The organism is Achromobacter sp. EB05 (genome assembly GCF_044232075.1).
GTDB lineage: Bacteria > Pseudomonadota > Gammaproteobacteria > Burkholderiales > Burkholderiaceae_B > Achromobacter > Achromobacter dolens.
This window is the reverse complement of sequence record NZ_CP155917.1, coordinates 1,315,431-1,339,231: the sequence shown is the minus strand read 5'-3', so window position 1 is coordinate 1,339,231 and position 23,801 is coordinate 1,315,431. Positions and strand designations below refer to the sequence as shown.

The following is a 23,801-nucleotide window of genomic DNA, read 5'->3' as shown; positions in this document are numbered from 1 at the left end:
CCATGGCGCGTTTCTTTATCGATCGCCCCGTCTTCGCGTGGGTGATCTCGCTGCTGATCGCGCTGATCGGCCTGTTGTCGATCCGTGCGCTGCCGGTGGCGCAGTATCCGGACATCGCTCCGCCCGTCGTCAACATCGGCGCCAGCTATCCCGGCGCCTCGGCCAAGGTGGTCGAGGAAGCCGTCACCGCCATCATCGAACGCGAGATGAACGGCGCGCCGGGGCTGATGTACACCTCGTCCAGCAGCGACTCGACCGGCTGGGCCAGCATCAACCTGACCTTCAAGCAGGGCACCAACCCCGACATCGCGGCGGTGGAAGTGCAGAACCGCCTGAAGGCGGTCGAGCCGCGCCTGCCGGAATCCGTGCGGCGCGACGGCGTGCGGGTGGAAAAGGCGGCGGACAACATCCAACTGGTGGTGTCGTTGAAGTCCGACGGCAGCCTCGATGACATGCAACTGGGTGAACTGGCGGCCTCCAACGTGCTGCAGGCGCTGCGGCGGGTCGAGGGCGTGGGCAAGGTGCAGTCGTTCGGCGCGGAAGCGGCGATGCGCATCTGGCCGGATCCGGCCAAGCTCACCGCCCTGTCGCTGACGCCGGGCGATATCGTCTCGGCCCTGCGCAGCCACAATGCGCGCGTCACCATCGGCGAGCTCGGCAACCAGGCCGTGCCCAAGGATGCGCCGTTGAACGCCAGCATCGTGGCGGGCGAATCGCTGCACACGCCCGAGCAGTTCGCCAACATCCCGCTGCGGGCGCTGCCGGACGGCGCGACCCTGCGCCTGAAGGACGTGGCGCGGGTGGAACTGGGCGGCACCGACTACATGTACCTGTCGCGCGTCAACGGCATGACGGGCACCGGCCTGGGCATCAAGCTGGCGCCTGGCTCGAACGCGGTCGAGACCACCCGCCGCATCCGCGAGACCATGCGCGAGCTGGCGCAGTATTTCCCGCCGGGCGTGAGCTGGGACATTCCGTACGAGACTTCCACCTTCGTGGAGATATCGATCAAGAAGGTGCTGATAACGCTGCTGGAGGCGGTGGCGCTGGTGTTCTGCGTGATGTACCTGTTCATGCAGAACCTGCGCGCCACGCTGATCCCGACGCTGGTGGTACCGGTGGCGCTGCTGGGCACGCTGGGGGTGATGCTGGGGCTGGGCTATTCGATCAACGTGCTGACGATGTTCGGCATGGTGCTGGCCATCGGCATCCTGGTGGACGACGCCATCGTGGTGGTCGAGAACGTCGAGCGCATCATGGCCGAGGAAGGCCTGTCGCCGCATGACGCCACGGTCAAGGCCATGGGCCAGATCAGCGGCGCCATCGTCGGCATCACGGTGGTGCTGGTGTCGGTGTTCGTGCCGATGGCGTTCTTCGACGGCGCCGTGGGCAACATCTACCGCCAGTTCGCCGTGACGCTGGCGGTGTCGATCGCCTTCTCGGCCTTCCTGGCGCTGTCGCTGACGCCGGCGCTGTGCGCCAGCCTGTTGAAACCGATCCCGGCCGGCCACCACGAGAAGCGCGGCTTCTTCGGCTGGTTCAACCGCGCCTTCGCGCGCCTGACCACGCGCTATACGGCGCGCGTGGCCGGCGTGCTGGCACGGCCGGCGCGCTTCGGGCTGGCCTACGCGCTGGTGATCGGCGTGGCGGCGCTGCTGTTCGCGCGGCTGCCGTCGTCGTTCCTGCCCGACGAGGACCAGGGCAGCTTCATGGCCATGGTGATCCTGCCGCAAGGCTCGCCGCAGGCCGAGACCATGGCCGTGGTCAAGGACGTCGAGCGCTACATGATGGAGCACGAGCCGGTGCAGTACGTGTATTCGGTCAACGGTTTCAGCCAGTACGGCAGCGGCCCGAACTCGGCCATGTTCTTCGTCACGCTCAAGGACTGGAAGGAGCGGCGCGATGCCTCGCTGCACGTCGATGCGGTGGTCAAGCGCATCAACGAGGCCTTTGCCGACCGCAAGAACCTGATGGTGTTCGCGCTCAACTCGCCGCCGCTGCCGGACCTGGGCTCGACCTCGGGTTTCGACTTCCGGCTGCAGGACCGCGGCGGCCTGGGCTTTGAGGCCTTGACGCAGGCGCGGCAGAAACTGCTGGCGGCGGCGGCCGAGCATCCGGCGCTGACGGACGTGGTGTTCGCCGGCCAGGAAGAGGCGCCGCAACTGCAGTTGCGCGTCGACCGCGACAAGGCGCAGGCCATGGGCGTGCCGATCGACGAGATCAACACCGCGCTGGCGGTGATGTATGGCTCGGACTACATCGGCGACTTCATGCTCAACGGCCAGGTGCGGCGCGTGACCGTGCAGGCCGACGGCAAGCGTCGCGTGGATGTGGACGACATCTCGCGCCTGCACGTGCGCAACCTGCAGGGCCAGATGGTGCCGCTGTCGGCGTTCGCCACGCTGAAGTGGTCGATGGGGCCGCCGCAACTGAACCGCTACAACGGTTTCCCGTCGTTCACCATCAACGGCTCGGCGGCGCCGGGCCACAGCAGCGGCGAGGCCATGCGCGCCATGGAGGCGCTGGCGGCCGAGCTGCCGCGCGGCATCGGCTTCGACTGGTCGGGCCAGTCATACGAAGAGCGGCTGTCCGGCAACCAGGCGCCGGTGCTGTTCGCGCTGTCGGTGCTGATCGTGTTCCTGGCGCTGGCGGCCCTGTACGAAAGCTGGTCGATCCCGCTGGCGGTGATCCTGGTGGTGCCGCTGGGCGTGATCGGCGCGCTGCTGGGGGTGACCGTGCGCGGCATGCCCAACGACATCTACTTCAAGGTCGGCCTGATCGCCACCATCGGCCTGTCGGCCAAGAACGCGATCCTGATCGTGGAAGTGGCCAAGGACCTGGTGCGCGACGGCCAGGGCATCCTGTCCGCCACGCTGGAAGCGGCGCGGCTGCGGCTGCGGCCGATCGTGATGACCTCGCTGGCCTTCGGCGTGGGCGTGCTGCCGCTGGCGCTGGCCAGCGGCGCCGCCTCGGGCGCGCAGGCCGCCATCGGCACCGGCGTGCTGGGCGGGATCATCACCGCGACCGTGCTGGCGGTGTTCCTGGTGCCGCTGTTCTTTCTCATCGTGGGGCGCATGGTCGGCATGCGCGCCCGCCCCGCGCGCCCCGAGGGCCGCGAACCGCTGGAGACGACGCCATGAAACCCGTGGCAATGACCCTGCTGGCGCTGGCGCTGTCCGGCTGCTCGCTGGCGCCCACCCATGAGCGCCCCGCGGCGCCGGTGCCGGCGCGGTACGACACGCCGGCGCAGCCCGGCCAGGCCGCCGCGCCACAGGACTGGCGCGCCTATTTCAACGACCCGGCGCTACAGGCCTGGATCACGGCCGCGCTGGCCAACAACCGCGACCTGCGGGTGGCGGCATTGCGCATCGAGGAGGCGCGCGCGCTGTACGGCGTGCAGCAGTCCGAGCGCCTGCCGGCGATCGACGCCAGCGGCGAATTCAGCCGCGGCCGCTTTACCGAACCGGGCCAGTCCGGCACGGCGGTGTCCAGCCGCTATCGCGCCGCCGTCGGCATTACCGCCTTCGAACTGGATTTCTTCGGCCGGGTGCGGAGCCTGTCGGAGGCCGCGCTGGCGCGCTACCTGGCCAGCGAGGAGGCGCACCGCGCCGCGACGCTGGCGCTGGTGGCGGAAACGGCCACGGCCTACTTCAACCAGCGCTCGCTGGCCGAGCAACTGCGCCTGACCGACGACACGCTGGCGCTGCGCGAGACCTCGCTCAAGCTGACCCGGCGCCGCTACGACGCCGGGCTGGAGACCGCCATCGGCCTGCGCACCGCGCAGATGCTGGTGGAGAGCTCGCGCGCCACGCGCGCCGAGCTGACCCGCGAAGCCAGCCTGGCGCGGCACGCGCTGGGCCTGCTGGCGGGCGATTTCGCGCTGCCGCTCGGCGTCGATCCGGCGCCACTGGAGAGCCAGAGCCTGATGCCGCTGGCGGCCGGCCTGCCGTCCGAACTGCTGACGCGCCGCCCCGATCTGCGCCAGGCGGAGCAGGCGCTGCGCGCGGCCAACGCCGACATCGGCGCGGCGCGCGCGGCGTTCTTCCCCTCGGTGCAGCTGACCACCGACATCGGCACCACCGCCGACCGCTTTTCGGATCTGTTCAGCGGCGGCACCGGCGGCTGGACCTTCGCGCCGCGGCTGACGCTGCCAATCTTCAACGCTGGACGCAACCGCGCCAACCTGTCGCTGGCCGAGACCCGCAAGCACATCGCGGTGGCGCAGTACGAAGGCAGCATCCAGGCGGCTTTCCGCGACGTGGCCGACGCCCTGTCGGCGCGCGACGCGCTACGCGACCAGATCGAGGCCCAGCGCAAGGTGCGCGACGCCGACCGCGAGCGCCAGCGGCTGGCCGAGCGGCGCTATGCGCGCGGGGTGGCGAACTACCTGGAGATGCTGGAGGCCCAGCGCAGCCTGTTCGAGTCCGAGCAGGAGTACATCCGGCTGCAGCAGCGCCGGCTGGTCAATGCGGTGGATCTGTACAAGGCGCTGGGGGGATGGGACGACGGCGCATCGCCGGCGTCCTGACGCGGCCCGGCCTTGACGCCGCGGGGTGCGGCGGCCGCGGCGATCAGGCGCGCGCGCTGACGCGGTAGGCGCAGCGGCGCGCGCCCAGCAGGATGTGCTCTTCTCGCTCGACGCGCACCTCATCCCCCAGCACCTGCCGGAACAATTCCAGTTCGCTGCGGCAAAAGCCCATGCAGGCCTGGGCCGCCGCACAGATCGGACAGTGGTTTTCGATGAACAGGAAGTCGTCGCCGTCGCGGCGCATCTCGGCCATGTAGCCCTCGGCCGAGCGCACCCGCGCCAGGCATTCGAGCCGTTGCGGCAGGTCTTGCGCGCCCTCGAGCCCCTGCCGGTAGGTCGCCAGCATGGCGGCCTCGCGCACCGCGATCAGCTTGTCAACGCCTTCCTCGCCGAACACCTGGCGCACGGCGTTGATCATCTGCACCGTCATGTCGGCGTGCGTGTCGGGGAAGCGGCGCTGGCCGGCATCGGTCAGGAACCAGATCTGCGTGGGGCGGCCGCGCCCCGCGCTGCGGCTTTCGGAATCCACCAGCCCATCCGCGTGCAGCCGCGCCATCTGCTGGCGCACCGCCTCGGCCGTGACGTCGAGCGCCTTGGCGATGACCGCGACCGACTGCGGGCCGCGCGTCTTGAGCGTCATGAGCACGCGGTCCGCCGGCTGGTGCGGTTGCCAGGAAATGGGATGGGACAGAGTGTCGTCGGACATGGAAGATCGGATGGGCGCCAAGCCCTTATGGTGCCACGAACCGCGCCCGTCAGTCAGCCGGCCGGCGCGGGCGCGGGCGACTGCGCTCGCGGGGTCTCGGTTTCCGACGGCGCCTCCCAGCCGCCGCCCAGCGCCTTGTAGAGCGCGACCAGGCTGGTGTAGGAGGCCGTTTCGGCCTGCGCCACCGCGTCCTGCGCCCGCAGTTGCGTGCGCTGCGCGTCCAGCACCGTCAGGTACGGCGTGCCGCCTTCGCGGTAGCGCAGGCGCGCCAGTTCCGCCGCCCGGGCGCTGTGGGCGGCCGCCTGCGCCAGATTACCGAGCCGCTGCTGGGTCTGGCCATACTGCGTCAGCGCGCCCTCCAGTTCCTCGACCGCCTGCAGCACGGTCTGTTCGTAGCGCGCCACCTCGCCCACCGAACGCGCCTGCGCCGCGCGCTTGCGCGCCAGCGCGGTAGGCAGGTGGAAGGCCGGCCAGTTGACGCCGGACGCCACGCTGAAGGCGCGGCTGGAAGCGCTGCCGAAATCGGCGCCGCGCAGGGCCACGAAGCCCAGGAAGCCGCCCAGGTCGATGCGCGGATACAGCTCGGCGGTGGCCACGCCCACGTCGGCACTGGCCGCCGCCATGTTGCGCTCGGCCGCCCGGATGTCGGGACGGCGCGACAGCAAGGCGCCGACGTCGCCGATCGGCAGGCGCGCCGCCAGCGGCGGCTGCGGCGTGGCCGCGTCCAGTTCGCCCAGTTCCACCGGCCGCAGCCCGGCCAGCACCGCCAGGCGGTACAGCGCCAGGCGCCGCGCGGTTTCCTGCGGCGGCACGCTGGCCTGCACGGTTTCGAGTTCGGCGCGCGCGCTGGCCAGGTCGCCCTCGTCGCCGCGGCCGGCCGACACCATGGCCTGGATGATGCGCAGGCTGTCGCGCTGACTGTCCAGGTTGGCGCGCGCCACCGCCAGGCGTTGTTCGGCGCCGCGCAGCTCGAAGTAGTTGCGCGCCACCTCGGCCACCACCACGATGCGGGCCTGCGCCAGGTCGGCGGCCTGGGCCTCGCTGCGCGCCGCCGCGCCCTCGGCCGCGCGCCGCAGGCGGCCGAACAGGTCGATCTCCCAGGCGGCGTCAAAGCCGGCGCGGTAGCTCTTGGCGAGGTTGCGCTCGCCCGCGTTGCCGGGATTGGCCTGCGACAGGCTGCGCTCGAAGCGCCCGCCCAGCGTCACGGTGGGGAACTGGTCGAGTTCCTTCTCATCCAGCACCGCGCGCGACTCGGCCAGGCGGGCCTGGGCGATGCGGATGTCGTGGTTGCGTTGCAGCGCCAGGACCACCAGGCGGTCCAACTGCGGATCCTGCAACTGCTTCCACCAATCCTGCTGCACCCGGTCGGTGGAGAACAGCGCCTGCTCGGGACTGGCCAGCGCCACCGGCGCGGCCTGGGGTTTCTGATAGTCGGGACCGACGGCGCAGCCGGCGGTGGCCAGCGCGGCCAGCAGCGCCAGGGTGCCGCGACGCAGGCGTTTGGACAGGTCGGGATGTTTCATGATCGGTTCCTCAATGCGATTCGGCCGGGCGCGACGTTGCCACCGGCAGCGCGTCCTCGGCCTGCGCCCGGGCCAGTTCACGGGCGCGCGGCGTGTCGTTGGCGGCGCGGTGGTCGCGCGCCAGCACGGTGTAGACGGTGGGCAGCACGAACAGCGTGAAGAGCGTGCCGACCAGCATGCCGACCACGATCACCAACCCCAGGCTGTAGCGGCTGTGGGCGCCGGCGCCGCTGGCGAACAGCAGCGGAATCAGGCCCACCACCATGGCGGCGGTGGTCATCAGGATCGGCCGCAGGCGGATGCGGGCGGCGTGCTCCATGGCGCTGCGCCGGTCCAGGCCGTGGCTGACCTGCATCTCGTTGGCGAACTCCACCATCAGGATGCCGTGCTTGCTGATAAGTCCGATCAGCGTCACCAACCCGATCTGGGTGTAGATGTTGATGGTCGCCATGCCCAGCGCCAGCGGGATCAGCGCGCCGCAGATCGACAGCGGCACGCTCACCAGGATGATGAACGGGTCGCGCAGGCTTTCGTACTGCGCCGCCAGCACCAGGTAGATGACGATGATGGCGAAGATGAAGGTGATCATCAGCGCCGAGCCTTCCTGGCTGAACTGGCGCGCGTCCGACTGCCAGTCGTAGCTGAAGCCGGCCGGCAACTGCTGCGCCTGGCGCGTCAGGAACTGCACCGCATCGCCCATGGTCACGCCCGGCATCGGGATGGCCTGGAAGGTGGCGGCGTTGAGCTGGTTGAACTGGGTCAACTTGTTGGGCTCGACGCCCATCGACACCGACACGAAGTTCGACAGCGGCACCTGCGCGCCGCTGGCGCTCTTGACGTAGTACCGCGCCAGCGATTCGGGCGAGATGCGCTGCTGGCGCAGGCTCTGCGGGATCACGTCGTACGAGCGGCCGTCCATGCCGAAGCGGTTGACGTAGTTCTCGCCCACCAGCACCGCCAGCGTGTCGCCCACCGCCTTCATGGTGACGCCCAGGCTGTTGGCCTTGGCGCGGTCCACCTTCAGTTGCACCACCGGGTTGTTGTAGTCCAGGTCGCTGTCGACCACCATGAAGAGGCCGCTGGCGCGCGCCGCCTGCTTCAGGTTTTCCATGGCCTCGTACACCACCGGATAGTCGGCCGCGCTCATGATGACCATCTGCACCGGCAGGCCGCCGGTCGAGCCGGGCAGCGGCGGCAACTGGAAGGCGAAGATGTTGCTGCCCTCGATCTGGTTGACCATCGACTGCATGTCGGCCTGGATCTGGTCGGCCGAGCGCTTGCGCTCGTGCCAGTCGACGAAATCGACGCCGCCGATGCTGTTGGAGACGCCGTCCGAGCCGTTGATGAGCCAGCGGCCCTTCTGCTCGGGCAGCGTCGCCATCACGTCGTCCCACTTCTTGCCGAACTTCTCGACGTAGTCGATGTTGGCGTGCTGCGGCGACTTGATCGCGGTGAGCACGGTGGACTGGTCCTCGACCGGCGCCAATTCGCGCTGGGCGGCGTTGTACAGGAACGGCAGGCTGGCCATCACCGCCACCGCCAGCAGGCCGGTGACCCAGCGGTGATGCAGCGACACATCCAGCAGCCGGCCGTAGGCCTGGCCCAGGCGATTGAAGAAGCGCTCGGCGCGGCGCGCCATCCAGCCCTCGGACACGTGGCTGTTGAGCAGGAACGAACTCATCACCGGCGACAGCGTCAGCGCGATCACGCCCGACACCACCACCGCCCCCGCCAGCGTGAAGGCGAATTCCTTGAACAGCGAACCGGTGAGGCCGCCCATCAGGCCGATCGGCGCGTACACCGCCGCCAGCGTGATGGTCATGGCGATGACCGGGCCGGCCACTTCGCGCGCGCCGATCAGCGCCGCGCGCACCGGCGACTTGCCTTCCTCGATATGGCGGTGCACGTTCTCGACCACCACGATGGCGTCGTCCACCACCAGGCCGATGGCCAGCACCATGGCCAGCAGCGTCAGCAGGTTCACGCTGAAGCCGAACAGCGCCATGATGGCCGCGCCCCCCAGCATCGACAGCGGGATGGTGACCACCGGGATCAGCACCGCGCGCAGCGAGCCCAGGCACAGGAAGATCACCGCCACCACGATGACGATGGCTTCCATCAGCGTGTGCACCACGCCGTCGATCGAGGCGCTGATGAAGCGCGCCAGCTCGAACGGCACCTGCACGCTGGTGCCCGGCGGCAGGTTCTGCTTGATATTGGGCAGCAGCTCGTTCAGGCGCTTGACGATCACCAGCGGGTTGCCGACCGGCGTGGCGTTCAGGCCGAAGTACACGGCCGGCTCGCCATCCATCAGGCCGCTGGAGTCGGTCGAGGCCGCTCCCAGTTCAACCGTGGCCACGTCGCCCAGGCGCACGATGGCGTCGCCCTCGCGCTTGATGACCATGTCGCGGAACTCGGCCACGTTGACCAGGTCGGTGTTGACCTTGATGTTGGACACCACATACAGGCCCTTGGCCTGGCCGGGCGCGGCCTGCACGTTGTTCTGGCGCAGGGCCTCGGCCAGCTCGCCGGCCGAGATGCCGCGCGCGGCCAGCCGGTCGGGGTCGAGCCAGACGCGCATCGCCAGCTTCTGGCCGCCGTACAGTTCCACGCTGGCCACGCCGTCGATCGACGACAACTGCGGCTGCACCACGCGCGACAGGTAGTCGGTCAGCGCCGGCAGCGACATGGTCGAGCTGGAGAACCCCACGTAGGCCACAGCCGTCGCCTCGCCGGCGGACTTGACCAGCACCGGGTCGTAGGCGTCCTGCGGCAGGCGGTATTTGACTTCGTTGACCTTGGCCATGACCTCGGTCATGGCCTTGTTGGAATCGGCGTTGAGCTTCATGCGCACCGTGATCACGCTGCGGCCCTGGGTCGAGGACGACGACAGGTAGTCGATGCCTTCGACCGTGGCGACGGATTGCGCGATGGGTTGGGTGACGAAGCCCTGCATCAGGTCGGGCGAGGCGCCCGGGTACTGCGTGGTGATGGTGATGGTGGTGCTTTCGGTCAGCGGGTACTGGCGGATCGGCAGGCCGCTCAGGGCGCGCAGCCCCATCAATAGCAGCAGTGTGCTGACCACCAGCGCCAGCACCGGCCGGCGCACGAACAGATCGGTAAACTTCATGATCGGCTCCGCGGGTTCAGCGGGCTTGCGCCACGGAGTGCGGCGCGGCGTCCAGCGCCACGGTGTCCTGGGCGCTGATCTCGACCGGCGCGCCGTTATGCAGGCGCAACTGGCCCGAGGTCACCACGCGGTCGCCGGGCTTGAGGCCCTTGGTCACCACCACCCGGCCGCTGGCGCGCTCGGCGGTCTGCACGTAGGCCTGGGTCACGGTCGGCGGCGCCGATGCGTCGCCGGCCTTGGGCGGCGTCACCACATAGACCGAGTCGCCGTAGGCGCTGTAGCTGACAGCGGTTTCCGGCACGGTCAGCACGCCGGGCCGCGGCGGCAGCACCACCTGGCCGTGGGCGAACATGCCCGCCGCCAGCGCGCCGTCGGCATTGGCCAGCGTGGCCTGCACGCGCACGGTGCGCGAGCCCGGGTCGACCTGCGGCTCGATGGTGGTGACGGCGCCTTCGAAGACCCGTCCGGCGTGGGCGTCGACCGTCACGGTCACCGGCTGGCCGGCGCGCAGCGCGCCCAGCGCCTGTTCGGGCAGGGTGATGTTGGCGTAAACGCTGGTCGCGTCGGTCAGCGACACCAGCGGATCGCCGGCGCGGGCGAACTGGCCCAGATTGACGCGGCGCACGCCGAGCACGCCGTCGAACGGCGCCTTGACGCGCTTCTGTTCGATCAGCGCCTGGATGCGCTTGATTTCGCCGGCGGCCTGGTCGTAGTCGGCCTGGGCCTGGTCCAGTTGTTCGCGGGTCGCGGCCTGCAGCGGCACCAGGCGGCGGGTGCGCTCCAGCAACGCCCGGGCGTTCCTGGCCTGGGCCTGCAGGCGCGCCAGTTCGCCCTGCTCGGGCGCGTCGTTCAGTTGCACCAGCAGTTGCCCGGCGCGTACCCGCTCGCCGGGCGTGAACAGGATCTGCGCCACCCTGCCATCGACTTCGGCCGGCACCAGCACCTGCCGCGTCGCCTCGATCGAGCCGATGCCCGACAGCGCCGCCGGGAAGTCGGCCTGCAACACGGGCGCCACCGCCACCTTGGCCGGCGCCATGGCCCAGCCGCCCTTGTGCTGCGCGCCGCCGAATTTCCAGTACAGCCCGCCCCCCGCCACCACCGCCAGGGCCAGCACCCCGGCGACCCATGCACCCGATTTCGCCTTCATGATTCTCTCGCTATTTATCAAAGGAATGGCTTGGATAATCCTAGAAAAATCAGACGAAGTCAAAAAACCTAAAGTAATGTTGAGGATTGAGGAAACCTATCGGCGCAAACGGGCAAGAAAAAACCGCCGGCGAAAGCCGGCGGTTTGCGGGGAAACGTGTTGCGACGGGACGCGGGTAGCGCGCTTCCGGTGCCAGGGATCGGCGCCGCGCGACAGGCGGGCGCTAGCCTAAGTGCGCACCATATGCAGGTAGTGGCGGTGGCGCTCGTACTGGTCGAGGATGTCGCCGATGACGGCATCACGGCTCCAGCCCATGATGTCGTAGTCCTGCCCGCCCTCGCGCAGGTGGACCTCGGCGCGGAAGTACTTGCGCTCCTCTTCGTCGGCGGCCTCCTCGGGCGTCAGGCTGGGCCGCACGAAGGCCTGCGGCTGCACCGAATAGAAGAAGTCCAGGTGTTCGCCGTGGTTCACTTCCAGCACCACGCCGCCCTCGCTGTCGCCTTCCTTGACCGCCACCGCGTAGCCCTGCTTGCGCAGTTCATCGGCCACGTCTTCCAGGGCCGGGGTCACCACGTCCGCGATGAAGCGCAGCACATGGGCGCGGCGCGGCATCATGACCATGTTGCGCAGCCGCCGTTCCCACGACTGGCCGCCGCGCGCCGGGCGCGACAGGGTCAGCGACTGGTAGCGGATGCCGCGCTTGGTGGCGTCGAGCTTGAGCGCCTTGAACAACCCCCACAGCGACAGCAGCAGGATGACCGAGAACGGCAGCGCGCTGGCGATGGTGGCCGTCTGCAGCGCCGTCAGGCCGTCGGCCAGCAGCAGCGCGATGGCCACCGCGCCCATCGACAGCGACCAGAAGATGCGCTGCCACACCGGCGTGCGGTCGGCGCCGCCCGAGGCCAGCAGGTCCACCACCAGCGCGCCCGAATCCGCCGAAGTGACGAAGAACACCGCCACCATGGCGATGGCGAAGATCGATATCACACCGCTCCACGGCAACAGCTCGAAGAACGCGAACAGGGCCAGCGAGTTGTCATCCTTGACGGTGTCGGCGAACCCCTTGATGCCGTCGACCAGGATGAAGTGGATGGCGGTGTCGCCGAATACGGTCATCCAGAACAGCGTGAACCCGGCCGGCACCAGCAGCACGCCGCTGACGAATTCGCGGATGGTGCGGCCGCGCGAGATGCGGGCGATGAACAGGCCCACGAACGGCGACCAGGCGATCCACCAGCCCCAGTAGAACAGGGTCCAGCCGCCGATCCAGTCGGTCGGCTCATACGCATACAGGTTGAAGGTCTTGTTGACGATGTCCGACAGGTAGGCGCCGGTGTTCTGCACGAAGGTCTGCAGCAGGAACACGGTGGGGCCGGCCACCAGCACGAACAGCAGCAGGATCACCGCCAGCACCATGTTGGCTTCGGACAGGATGCGGATACCCTTGTCCAGGCCGCTGGCCACCGACAGCGTGGCCAGCCCGCAGGTGATGACGATCAGGATGATCTGCGGCATCACGCCCACGGGAATGCCGAACAGATGGTTCAGGCCGCTGTTCATCTGCGCCACGCCCAGCCCCAGCGAGGTGGCCACGCCCAACACCGTGCCGATGATGGCGAAGATGTCGACCGCGTGGCCGATGGGGCCGTGGATGCGGTTGCCGATCAGCGGATACAACGCCGACCGCAGCGTCAGCGGCAGGCCATGGCGGAAGCTGAAGAACGCCAGCGTCAGCGCCACCACGGCGTAGATGGCCCAGGCGTGCAGGCCCCAGTGGAAGAAGGTGATCTTCATGGATTCGCGCGCGGCGGCCGCGGTGGCGCCCTCGCCCACCGGCGGCGACATGAAGTGCATGACCGGCTCGGCCACGCCGAAGAACATCAGGCCGATGCCCATGCCCGCCGAGAACAGCATGGCGAACCAGGTGAAGTTGCGGTAGTCGGGCTCGCTGTGGTCGGGCCCCAGCTTGATGTCGCCATAGCGGCTGATGGCCAGGAACGCCACCGACAGCAGGATGATGGCGACCACCAGGATGTAGAACCAACTGGCGTTGCCGAGGATCCAGCCCTGGATCGATTCGAACAGGTTCTGCGCGGTCCTGGGCGTCGCGATGGCGAAGCCCACCAGCAGCAGCGTGAACAGCGCCGCCGTGTAGAAGACCGGGCGATTGATGGTGGATGGTCGGGTTTCTGAAGACATGCTGCCGCTCCTTTCGCCCGAGGGATGCGCAAGGCAACGGCGCTGGCCCCCTCAGTCCAGCCGGCGCGCCGCCGTTATTACTATCATGCCGCCGCTGGCGGTGACAATGCCCGCGGGGCCCTAGCCGGGGTCGCGTTCGCCGAACACCACGCGGCGGAAGAATCCCTCCAGCACCGACTCGGTGGTCTCGGCGCTGACGTTCTGCGGGTCGAAGGCGAAGCTGAACTGCATGCCGTCGGACAGCGCCAAGAGGCCGATGGCCAGCTCACGCGCCGGCAGCGGCAGTGGCGTGCCGACGCGCTCGGAAAACTGGCGGATGTATTCGGTGGTGGCGTCGCGCAGCTCGCCCATGCAGGCGATGAAGCCGACCCGGAACTCGGGGTCGCGGGCGGCCTGCAGCTTGGCTTCCATCCACAGCAGGAAGCACTCGTTGTCGCGGAAATGATTGCTGTAGTAGTGCAGCACGCTGTCTTCCATCTGCTGGCGGGTTTCGCCGGCCTCGAAGATGGCGCGCATGTCGCCCATGACGTTTTCGTGGTCGCGCTTGAGCAACTGCAGGAACAGTTCGGACTTGCTGGCGAAATTGGAATAGAAAGCGCCGCGGGTATAGCCGGCCAGCTCGGCGATGTCCTCGACGCTGGCCGCCACGAAACCCTTGGTCAGGAAGATCGATTGCGCGGCATCGAGCAGACGCTGGCGCGTCTGGTCACGGCTTTGCTCTCGGGTAAGGCGGACTTTTGACATGCGCCGATTCTATCATCTGGAACGATTTCAGATTCATACTTGTATTTGAATACATAGCCGCATTAGAATCCATCCCGTATCGGATTGCCAGGGTGTCCCGCCGGCCTGGAACGGCCTGCCGCCTCGCGTCCCGCCCCCCTCCTCCTGCCCGCGTCGCGAGGTGTTTCGTGAATTCTTCAGGTTCTTGCGCGCCCGTCGCCGCGCGCAATCCCGCCGCCGTCGCGGCGTCTTCCCGCCTTTCCCCGCGCCGCCGCTGGCCGGCGCTCGCCCTGGCGCTGACGCTGGCGCTGGCCGGCTGCGGCAGCAAGGAAGCCGAGGCGCCGCCGCCGCGTCCGGTGGTGGCCATGCCGGCCAAGGCCGACGCCGCGCTGCCAGCCTGGACCCTGCCGGGTGAGGTGCAGGCGCGCTACAGCACGCCGCTGTCATTCCGCGTGGGCGGCAAGATCATCGAACGCAAGGTGCGCCTGGGTGACACGGTCAAGCCCGGCCAGGTGGTCGCCCGGCTCGATCCCGCCGACGCCACCAAGAACGCCACCGCCGCCCGCGCCCAGTTGTCGGCCGCCCAGCACCAGTTGGACTACGCCAAGCAGCAACTGGACCGCGACCGCGCCCAGGCCCGCGAAAACCTGATCGCCGCCAACCAGCTCGAACAGACCCGCAACGCCTACGCCTCGGCGCTGGCGCAACGCGATCAGGCGGCGCAACAGGCCGCGCTGTCGGCCGACCAGCTCAACTACACCACTCTCGTGGCCGACCATGCCGGCGTCATCACCGCCGAACAGGCCGACACCGGCCAGAACGTGGCGGCCGGCCAGGCGGTCTACAACCTGGCCTGGTCGGGCGACGTCGACGCGCTCTGCGACGTGCCCGAAAGCGTGCTGGCGGGGCTGGCCATCGGCCAGCGCGCCACCGTCACCCTGGCGCCGCTGCCCGGCAAGACCTTCAGCGCCGTGCTGCGCGAGATCGCGCCGGCCGCCGATCCGCAGAGCCGCACCTATCGCGCCAAGCTGACGCTGGAGTCGCCCTCGCCCGAGGTGCGGCTGGGCATGACCGCCAACATCAGCTTCGACAACCGCCAGGCCAACGGCGCCACCACCTACACGGTGCCGGCGACGGCGCTGTTCCATGACGGCACCGAGCCCGCCGTCTGGATCGTCAAGCCGCAGGAAGACACGCTGGAGCTGCGCCGCGTGCAGGTGCTGCGCTATGACGCGCGCAGCGTCACCCTGTCGCAGGGCGTGCAGGCCGGCGAGCGCGTGGTGTGGCAAGGCGTGCACGCCGTGTCGGCCGGCGAAAAGGTCCGCGCGGTGCCGCCGCTGCACCCCGAGGACTTCGCATCATGAGCGCGCCGGTTCCCGAGAATCAGAACGCCGCGCACCGCCACGAGGAAGGCAAGTTCAACCTGTCGGCCTGGGCCCTGCGGCACCAGCCGCTGGTGATCTTCCTGATCACGCTGGTGACGCTGTTCGGTGTGCTGTCGTATTCGCGCCTGGCGCAGTCGGAAGACCCGCCCTTCACCTTCCGCGTGATGGTCATCAAGACCCTGTGGCCCGGCGCCACCTCGCAGCAGGTGCAGGAACAGGTCACCGACCGCATCGCCAAGAAGCTGCAGGAAACGCCGTCCACCGACTTCCTGCGCAGCTACTCGCGCCCGGGCGAATCGCTGATCTTCTTCACCATGAAGGACTCGGCCCCGGCCAGCGAGGTGGCCAACGAGTGGTACCAGGTGCGCAAGAAGGTCGGCGACATCGGCGCCACCCTGCCGCAAGGCGTGCAGGGGCCATTCTTCAATGACGAGTTCGGCGACGTCTACACCAACATCTACACCCTGGCCGGCGACGGTTTCTCGCCGGCGCAGTTGCGCGACTACGCCGACAATCTGCGCACGGTGCTGCTGCGCGTGCCGGGCGTGGCCAAGGTCGATTACTTCGGCGAGCAGCCCGAGCACGTCTACATCGAGATCAGCAACACGCAGCTCACGCGCCTGGGCGTGTCGCCGCAGCAGATCGCCGAGGCCATCAACAGCCAGAACGCGGTGTCCAGCGCCGGCACCCTGACCACCGCCGACGACCGTATCTTCGTGCGGCCCAGCGGCCAGTTCCAGGACACCCGGGCGCTGGCCGAGACGCTGATCCGCGTCAACGGCAAGTCGATCCGGCTGGGCGACATCGCCACCATCCATCGCGGCTACGACGATCCCCCGGCCGAGCAGATGCGCACGCGCGGCCAGCCGGTGCTGGGCATCGGCATCACCATGCAGCCGGGCCAGGACGTGGTGCACCTGGGCAAGGCCCTGGAGGCCAAGCTCGGCGAGCTCAAGGCGCGCCTGCCCGCCGGCCTGACGCTGACCGAGGTGTCGAGCATGCCCAAGGCGGTGTCGTTCTCGGTGGACGAATTCCTGCGCTCGGTGGCCGAGGCCGTGGCCATCGTGCTGATCGTCAGCCTGGTGTCGCTGGGGCTGCGCACCGGCATGGTGGTGGTGATCTCGATTCCGGTGGTGCTGGCGGTGACCGCGCTGTTCATGGACATGTTCGGCATCGGCCTGCACAAGGTCTCGCTGGGCACGCTGGTGCTGGCGCTGGGCCTGCTGGTGGACGACGCCATCATCGCGGTCGAGATGATGGCGGTGAAACTGGAACAGGGCTGGAGCCGCGCGCGCGCCGCCGCCTTCGCCTACACCAGCACCGCTTTCCCGATGCTGACCGGCACGCTGGTGACGGTGGCCGGCTTCCTGCCGATCGCGCTGGCCAAGTCCAGCACCGGCGAATACACCCGCTCGATCTTCCAGGTGTCGGCGATCGCGCTGATCACCTCTTGGTTCGCCGCGGTGGTGCTGATCCCGCTGCTGGGCTACCGCATGCTGCCCGAGCGCAAGCGCGAAGCGCACCTGCCCGATGACCACGAGCACGATATCTACAACACCCGCTTCTACCAGCGCCTGCGCGGCTGGGTGGCGTGGTGCGTGGACCGGCGCTGGCGCGTACTGCTGGCGACGGTGCTGGTGTTCATCCTGTCGATGGCCGGCTTCGGCCTGGTGCCGCAGCAATTCTTCCCCAGCTCGGACCGCACCGAGCTGCTGGTGGACGTGCGGCTGCAGGAAGGCGCCTCGTTCGCGGCCACGCTGCGCCAGGTCGAGCGGCTTGAAAAAGTGCTGAACGGCCGGCCCGAGATCGCCCATTCGGTGAGCTTCGTCGGCACCGGCGCGCCGCGCTTCTACCTGCCGCTGGACCAACAGTTGGCCACGCCCAACTTCGCCCAGATCGTCATCACCGCCAACTCGGTGGAAGACCGCGAGAAGCTGGCGCACTGGCTGGAGCCGGTGCTGCGTGAGCAGTTCCCGGCGATCCGCAGCCGCCTGTCGCGGCTGGAAAATGGCCCGCCGGTGGGCTTCCAGGTGCAGTTCCGCGTGAGCGGCGACAAGATCCCCGAGGTGCGCCAGGTGGCCGAGAAGGTGGCCGCCGAAGTGCGCGCCGACAGCCGCTCGGTCAACGTGCAGTTCGACTGGGACGAACCGTCCGAGCGCTCGGTGCGCTTTGACATCGACCAGCAGAAGGCGCGCGAGGTCGGCGTAAGCTCCAACGACATCTCCAGCTTCCTGGCGATGACGCTGTCGGGCTACACCGTGACGCAATACCGCGAACGCGACAAGCTGATCAACGTCAGCCTGCGCGCCCCCGACAGCGAGCGGGTCGATCCGGGCCGCCTGGCCACGCTGGCCATGCCCACGCCCAACGGCCCGGTGCCGCTGGGCAGCCTGGGCCAGGTGCGCTACGGCCTGGAATACGGCGTGATCTGGGAACGCGACCGCCAGCCCACCATCACCGTGCAGGCCGACGTCAAGGCCGGCGCGCAGGGCATCGACGTGACCCACGCCATCGACAAGAAGCTGGACGCGCTGCGCGCCGAACTGCCGGTGGGCTACCGCATCGAGGTCGGCGGCCCGGTCGAGGAAAGCGCCAAGGGCCAGTCGTCCATCAACGCGCAGATGCCCATCATGATCGTGGCGGTGCTGACGCTGCTGATGGTGCAGTTGCAGAGCTTCGCCCGCGTGCTGATGGTGGTGCTGACCGCGCCGCTCGGCCTGATCGGCGTGGTGGCCGCGCTGCTGCTGTTCGGCAAGCCGTTCGGCTTTGTCGCCATGCTGGGCGTGATCGCGATGTTCGGCATCATCATGCGCAACTCGGTAATCCTGGTCGACCAGATCGAGCAGGACATCAGCGCCGGGCACAAGCGCGTGGACGCCATCGTCGGCGCCACGGTGCGGCGCTTCCGCCCCATCACGCTGACGGCGGCGGCCGCGGTGCTGGCGCTGATCCCGCTGCTGCGCAGCAACTTCTTCGGCCCCATGGCCACGGCCTTGATGGGCGGCATCACCAGCGCCACGGTGCTGACGCTGTTCTTTTTGCCCGCGCTGTACGCGGCCTGGTTCCGCGTGCGCCACGACGAGCGCGAGGAGCCCGAAGGCGTGCCGCCCGGCGCCCACGCCGGCGACAACGTAGAACGAGGAGCCTGACGATGTCCCTCCGTCTCCCGACCCCGGCCTGGCGCCTGGCCACCCTGCCGCTGCTGCTGGCGCTGGGCGCCTGCGCCTTCGCCCCCGACAGCAAGCCGCCGGCGATGGCGCAGCCCGCGCAATACGGCGTCGAAGCGCTGCCCGCCGCCGGCGCGCCGGCGCAGGGCGTGGCCCAGCGCTATGCGCGCGACGGCCGTCCGGTGCCCGAGTGGTGGAAACGCTTTGGCTCGGACGCGCTCAACGCCATGGTGGAAGAAGGCCTGGCCAACAGCCCGGACCTGGCCGCGGCCGAGCGCAATCTGGCCGGCGCGCGCGAACAGTTGCGCGGACAGGTCAATTCGTCGCTGCTGCCATCGGTGGATGCCGGCGCCGACGTCTCTCGCAAGCGCGCGCTGACCATGCCGAACCTGCCGCAACCCACGGCGCTCTACAACGTCTTCACCGGCCAGGTCCAGGCCAAGTACGACCTCGACCTGTTCGGCGCGGCGCGCTTCGAGAACGTGTCGCGCGCGGCCCAGGTGGAACAGCAGGCCTATCAGCTCGAATCGGCGCGCCGTTCCCTGGCCGGCAACATCGTCACCGGCGCCATCACCTCGGCCTCGCTGGCCGAGCGGGTGGCATTGACCGAAAAGCAGGTGGTGCTGGCGCGCCAAGTGGCGCGCGACACCCAGCGCCGCTACGAACTGGGCTCGGCCTCGCAGAACGACGCGCTGCAGGCCGACCAGGACGCCGCCACGCTGGAAGCCTCGCTGCCGGGCCTGCGCGCGCAATGGCAGGCCACGCGCCACGCGCTGGCGGTGCTGATGGGCCGCAGTCCGGATCAGGCCCCGCCGGACCTGGCCTTCGCCATGATCGCCGTGCCCGAGGAGGTGCCGGTGCTGGTGCCGTCCGAACTGCTGGCGGCGCGGCCCGACATCCACGTCGCCGAGGCCGTGCTGCGCGCGGCGGCGGCCGACGTGGGCGTGGCCACGGCGCAGTTGTTCCCCAGCCTGTCGCTGTCGGCGTCGATGGGCAAAGGCGGCTTTAGCTGGCCGACGGCATTGTCGGGCGCGGGCTCGATCTGGGCGGTGGGCGCGTCGCTAACGCAGCCGATCTTCCACGGCGGCGCGCTGCTGGCCGAACGCAGCGCCGCCAAGGAGCGCTATGAGGCGGCGGTGCTGCAATACAAGCAGACCGTGCTGACCGCCTTCCGCGACGTGGCCGACACGTTGGCGCAACTGGAGGCGGACGGTCAGGCGCTGGCGTCGGCCGAGGCCTCGCGCCGGGCCGCGGAGCAGTCGCACCGCAACACCGCCAACCGCGTGCGCCTGGGCGCCCTGGCGCCCTACACCGCGTACGCCAGCGAACAGCATTACGTCGCGGCGCGGGTGCGGGAAGTGGAATACGCCAATGCCCGCCTGACTGAAACGGCGGCGCTGTTCCAGGCGATGGGTTCGCCGGTGCGCGCGCCGCAGGCGCCGGCGCAACGGGCCAACGAAGGTGCGGCGGCCAGTCCGCAAGCGGCTCAACCTCAACAGCAGCAGCAGCAGTAGTGACCGCTACGCCGCGCTGCCCGCGCGGCGCCCACAGGCCCCCGACGCCTACGGCGCGGGGGCCTGTTCCTTGATGCGGGACGCCAGCGCCAGGGACTCGATGCGCCGCGCCGCCGCCTGCAGCAGCGCCGTGGTCTTGTCCTGCGCGATGGTGTTGAGCCGGGTCGCCAGGAAGGTCACGGTCAGCGCGCCGAAGATGCGCCGGTCTTCCTGGAACACCGGCACCGCGATGCCGGCGCGTTCCGGCGAAATCTCGCCCACCCCCAGATACGCCCCCCGCACCCGGATCTCGTCCAGGTGGCGGATGAACTCGGCCTGCGTCGCGCCCAGGCCCGCGGCCTCGACGTCGGCGGCATGCCCTTCGTAGAGTTTGCGCTGGTCCTTGCGCGGCAGGAACGCGAGGATGGTCTTGGCGGTGGCGCCGCGAAACAGCGGGTGGGCGCGGCCGCGGCCGTGCGGGATGCCGAGCGCGTCGGGACCGCGCTCGTGGTGGATGTTGAGGATCCGCAGGCCGTGGATGACGCTGAGCAGCACGTCGCCGCCGACCTGGTCCACGACCTCTCGCATGATCGGACGGGCCACGCCCAGCACCGGATCGCCGTCGATGATGAGATGGTCCAGCTCGATGATGCGCGGCCCCAGCTTGTAGCCGCCGCCCGTCATGCGCAGCAGGTAGCCCAGGTCCGACAGGTCGCGGATGTAGCGATAGCCGGTCGGCGCCGAGTAGGACAGCTTGGAGATGATCTCTTCGGCCGTCAGCACCGGCGTGGCCAGGCTGAAGAGGTCGAGGATCGCGAGGGCGCGCTTCAGGGTGGACATGGAATCGGCGGACATCGGGCGAGGCGGAATCGGCGCAGCGTATCACAGCGATCCGGGAACCCCGCGGCGCCATAACCCACGGCTATCAGCCCAAGCGCGGCACTTCGACTCATACTATCAACTTCGTTATTTTTATCATTTATAGATAAAAACTAATTGGTGAAGATTGTTTTTTATCGAATAATGATACTTAAGCAGCAGACCAGCAGACAGCAAAAAGTCCGCGGCCCGCCTCGCCCGGCATGCACATCCAAGGGGAAATCGCATGAAGCAGTCCAGCAGCAGGCCCGGCGGCATCAGCCGCCGGCAATTCATGGCGGCGTCGGCCGCCTCGTTGGCGGGCGCCGCGCTCGCCCGTCCCGGCGCGGCCCGCGCGGCCGGCTACCCGTCGGAACACCCGATCCAGTTCATCGTGCCGTTCCCGGCGGGCGGCGGCACCGACCTGGTGGCGCGGCCTCTGGCCCAGGGCATCGGCGAAGCGCTCAAACAGAGCGTGGTGGTGATCAACAAGGGCGGCGCGGCCGGCATCATCGGCACCCAGCAGGCGGCGCGTTCGGCGCCCGACGGCTACACCGTCGCGCTCGGCTCCACCGGCACCCACACCGTGAACCAGAGCCTGTACGAGAACATCGCCTACGACCCCATCAAGGACTTCGAGCCGGTCTCGATGGTCTGCTACTACAACAACGTGCTGGTGGTGCACCCGTCGTTCCCGGCCAGGACCCTGCAGGAGTTCGTCGCCCTCATCAAGGCCAACCCCGGCAAGTACTTCTACGGCATCACGCAGAACGGCAGCTCGGCGCACCTGGCCATGGAACTGCTCAAGGCCACGGCCGGCCTCGACCTGCCCGGCGTACCCTACAAGGGCGCGGCGGCGGCGGTCAACGATTTCCTGGGCGGCCAGTTCCCGGTGCTGATGGACGTGGTGATCAACCAGCAGCAGTTCATCCAGGGCGGCAAATCGCGGCCGCTGGCGGTGACGTCCGCCGCTCGCTCGCCCGCCCTGCCCGACGTGCCGACGGTGGCCGAGTCCGGCTATCCGGGCTATCAGGCGATCGGCTGGAACGGCGTGTTCGTGCCCGCCGGCACGCCGCCGGCCATCGTCCAGACGCTCAACGGCGCGGTGCAGAGCGCGCTCAAGCAACCCGCCCTGGCCCAGCTTACGCAGAACGGGCTGGAACTGCACGGCGGCACGCCGGAAGCACTGCGCCGTTTCGTCGCCACCGAAAGCGAGAAATGGCGCACCCTGATCAAGAACGCCAATATCAAGGCCACCTGATGCAAGCCATTCCCTATGGCGTCCCGCTGGACGCCGACGCCAATCCCTGGCTGGCGCTCGACCATGAACTGCGCGCCGAGCGCCGGCGCGCGCCATCGGCCCCGCCGGTGCGGGCCGTGGTGTGCGTGACCGTGCACGTCGACGGCCCCGCCGTCGAGGTCGGCCGCAAGCAGTTCCCCAGCGGGGGCATCCATACCGCCGGCCGCTACGCCATCCGCCGCGGCGTGCCGCGCCACCTGGAGATCCTGGCGCGCCACGCCATGCCGGCGACCTTCTTCGCCTGCGGCTACGACGTCGAGCATTACCCGGACACCTTCCGCGCCATCCTGGCCGCCGGCCACGAGATCGCCGCCCACGGCTACCTGCACGAAGCCTGGGACCTGGGCGAGGACGAACCCGCGCTGTTGGAGAAGACCCACAGCCTGATCCAGCAGCGGCTGGGCGTGACGCCGGTGGGCTGGTGTTCGCCGTCGGGCCGCAAGAGCCACCGCACCCTGCCCACGCTGCGGCGGCTCGGCTACCGCTACGACGCCAGCGAAAAGGACCGCGACCGCCCTTACCTGCCGGCCGGCGGCAACGATGACTTCGTCATGCTGCCGAACAACACGGTGTCGCTGGATGACTATCCGTTCTATTTCACCGGCCACAGCCTGGCCGCCGAGGCCTGCGACAACTGGATCGAGGAATTCGAGGCGCTGCGCCAGGCCGAGGGCTACATCCACCTGACGGTGCACCCGAAGGCCGCCGGCGGCTCCGGCACGCCGGCCCGCGCCGCCGCCATGGACCGCTTCCTGGCCTACGTCGGCGCCCAGCCGGACGTGCACTGCATGACGCTGGATGCGCTGGCCCGCCACTGCCTGGCCCGCCCCGACGCCTGGAGAACCGCATGATGGCCACCAAGACCGTACTGGTCACCCTCAACGTGCAGGGGATCGGCCCCGAAGCCGCCGCCCGCCCGGAACACGAGCTGCACGGCCGCGACGGTCACGGCCGCTACACCTATGGCGGCGGCCTGGCGCGGGTGCTGGACATGCTGCGGCGCCAGCAGATCCGCGCCACCCTGTTCTGGCCGGCCTTCGAGGCCGAACGCTGCCGCGACCTGCTGGACCAGAGCCTGCGCGACGGCCATGAGGCCGCCTCGCAGGGCAACGCCTTCGAAGACCTGGCCACGCTGGGCGAGCGCGAGGCCGAGGTGCTGCAACGCGGCCGCGACCGCCTGGCGGCGCTGACCGGCCAGGCGCCGCAGGGCTTTCGCTGGACCGGCGGCGGCTTCAGCCCGCGCACCCTGCCACTGCTGCGCGAGCTGGGCTACCGCTATGACAGCAGCGCCATCGACGACGACGCGCCCTACGCGCTGGACGCCGACGGCGCGCCGGGCATGGTTGAACTGCCCTGGAGCGAAGGCCTGTGTGACGCCAGCCATTTCAGCCGCCGCGTCACCCAGGACCGCGCCTATGCGCACCTGGCCGAACAGGGCGAAGCCCTGCTGGCCGCCGAGGGCTACGCCTGCCTGACGCTGCACCCGCGCGCCGACAACGGCGTGGGACGCGCCGCGCGGCTGCAGATGGTCGAGCGGCTGCTCGACCATCTGCGCGCCGCCGGCGCCGGTTTTGCGCGCTGCGGCGATCTGGCGCGCGAACACGCGGCGCGCCCCTGACGATGCCGCGCGCCCCTGCCGACA

General features: G+C 69.3%; 15 protein-coding genes. 8 read left to right on the top strand and 7 right to left on the bottom strand.

All coding sequences use genetic code 11. The annotated features are described in order from the left end of the window. The first annotated feature begins 2 nt into the window (after positions 1-2). Positions 3-3,140, top strand: a complete 3,138-nt coding sequence (axyY, locus tag AAID08_RS06110; protein ID WP_144654938.1) for a multidrug efflux RND transporter permease subunit AxyY — start codon at positions 3-5, stop codon at positions 3,138-3,140. Continuing rightward, positions 3,137-4,528 carry a multidrug efflux RND transporter outer membrane subunit OprZ gene (gene oprZ, locus AAID08_RS06105; RefSeq protein ID WP_175142146.1) on the top strand — a complete coding sequence of 464 codons (1,392 nt, stop codon included), beginning with the start codon at positions 3,137-3,139 and terminating at the stop codon, positions 4,526-4,528. The genes axyY and oprZ overlap by 4 nt, the downstream gene beginning before the upstream one ends. A gap of 43 nt (positions 4,529-4,571) precedes the next feature. Here the strand turns inward: oprZ and AAID08_RS06100 are convergent, their stop codons facing one another. From AAID08_RS06100 to AAID08_RS06075, 6 genes are all read right to left on the bottom strand, one after another. After that, positions 4,572-5,234, bottom strand: coding sequence for a metalloregulator ArsR/SmtB family transcription factor (locus AAID08_RS06100; RefSeq protein ID WP_144654936.1), 663 nt, complete (start codon positions 5,232-5,234; stop codon positions 4,572-4,574). Between the two features lie 53 nt (positions 5,235-5,287). Next, complete coding sequence (locus AAID08_RS06095) at positions 5,288-6,757, bottom strand: efflux transporter outer membrane subunit (protein ID WP_175167720.1); 1,470 nt, start codon at positions 6,755-6,757, stop codon at positions 5,288-5,290. Positions 6,758-6,767: 10 nt separating this feature from the next. Next, positions 6,768-9,887, bottom strand: coding sequence for a MexW/MexI family multidrug efflux RND transporter permease subunit (locus tag AAID08_RS06090; protein ID WP_395757464.1), 3,120 nt, complete (start codon positions 9,885-9,887; stop codon positions 6,768-6,770). Positions 9,888-9,903: 16 nt separating this feature from the next. Continuing rightward, a complete protein-coding gene (locus AAID08_RS06085) occupies positions 9,904-11,034 on the bottom strand; it encodes an efflux RND transporter periplasmic adaptor subunit (protein WP_116792037.1) in 1,131 nt (376 codons plus the stop codon). Positions 11,035-11,262: 228 nt separating this feature from the next. Then, the gene (locus AAID08_RS06080; protein ID WP_116792038.1) at positions 11,263-13,233 is read right to left on the bottom strand and encodes a choline BCCT transporter BetT; all 1,971 of its coding nucleotides are present in this window, start codon (positions 13,231-13,233) and stop codon (positions 11,263-11,265) included. Positions 13,234-13,353: 120 nt separating this feature from the next. After that, positions 13,354-13,977, bottom strand: coding sequence for a TetR/AcrR family transcriptional regulator (locus AAID08_RS06075; protein WP_054501620.1), 624 nt, complete (start codon positions 13,975-13,977; stop codon positions 13,354-13,356). A gap of 167 nt (positions 13,978-14,144) precedes the next feature. On the opposite strand from AAID08_RS06075, the gene AAID08_RS06070 reads away from it, so the two are divergent. Genes AAID08_RS06070 through AAID08_RS06060 form a run of 3 tightly spaced genes read left to right on the top strand, consistent with a single transcriptional unit; the run spans position 14,145 to position 20,022 of the window. Then, on the top strand, positions 14,145-15,320 hold the full coding sequence (locus tag AAID08_RS06070) for an efflux RND transporter periplasmic adaptor subunit (protein ID WP_395757463.1): 1,176 nt from the start codon (positions 14,145-14,147) through the stop codon (positions 15,318-15,320). After that, entirely contained in the window at positions 15,317-18,490 is a 3,174-nt protein-coding gene (locus AAID08_RS06065) for an efflux RND transporter permease subunit (protein ID WP_395757462.1), read from the top strand. Before AAID08_RS06070 ends, AAID08_RS06065 begins: the two co-directional genes overlap by 4 nt. A gap of 2 nt (positions 18,491-18,492) precedes the next feature. Next, positions 18,493-20,022, top strand: coding sequence for an efflux transporter outer membrane subunit (locus tag AAID08_RS06060; RefSeq protein ID WP_395757461.1), 1,530 nt, complete (start codon positions 18,493-18,495; stop codon positions 20,020-20,022). Between the two features lie 48 nt (positions 20,023-20,070). Here the strand turns inward: AAID08_RS06060 and AAID08_RS06055 are convergent, their stop codons facing one another. Then, entirely contained in the window at positions 20,071-20,841 is a 771-nt protein-coding gene (locus AAID08_RS06055) for an IclR family transcriptional regulator (protein WP_175188616.1), read from the bottom strand. A gap of 265 nt (positions 20,842-21,106) precedes the next feature. Here AAID08_RS06055 and AAID08_RS06050 point away from each other — a divergent pair, with 265 nt between their 5' ends. The 3 genes from AAID08_RS06050 to AAID08_RS06040 are packed head-to-tail and all read left to right on the top strand — an operon-like array spanning position 21,107 to position 23,777. After that, positions 21,107-22,120: a tripartite tricarboxylate transporter substrate binding protein gene (locus AAID08_RS06050; RefSeq protein ID WP_054501623.1), complete on the top strand. Its 1,014-nt coding sequence runs from the start codon at positions 21,107-21,109 to the stop codon at positions 22,118-22,120. Next, on the top strand, positions 22,120-23,010 hold the full coding sequence (locus AAID08_RS06045) for a polysaccharide deacetylase family protein (protein WP_395757460.1): 891 nt from the start codon (positions 22,120-22,122) through the stop codon (positions 23,008-23,010). Before AAID08_RS06050 ends, AAID08_RS06045 begins: the two co-directional genes overlap by 1 nt. Continuing rightward, on the top strand, positions 23,007-23,777 hold the full coding sequence (locus AAID08_RS06040; protein WP_175142139.1) for a polysaccharide deacetylase family protein: 771 nt from the start codon (positions 23,007-23,009) through the stop codon (positions 23,775-23,777). The genes AAID08_RS06045 and AAID08_RS06040 overlap by 4 nt, the downstream gene beginning before the upstream one ends. Positions 23,778-23,801: the final 24 nt, after the last annotated feature.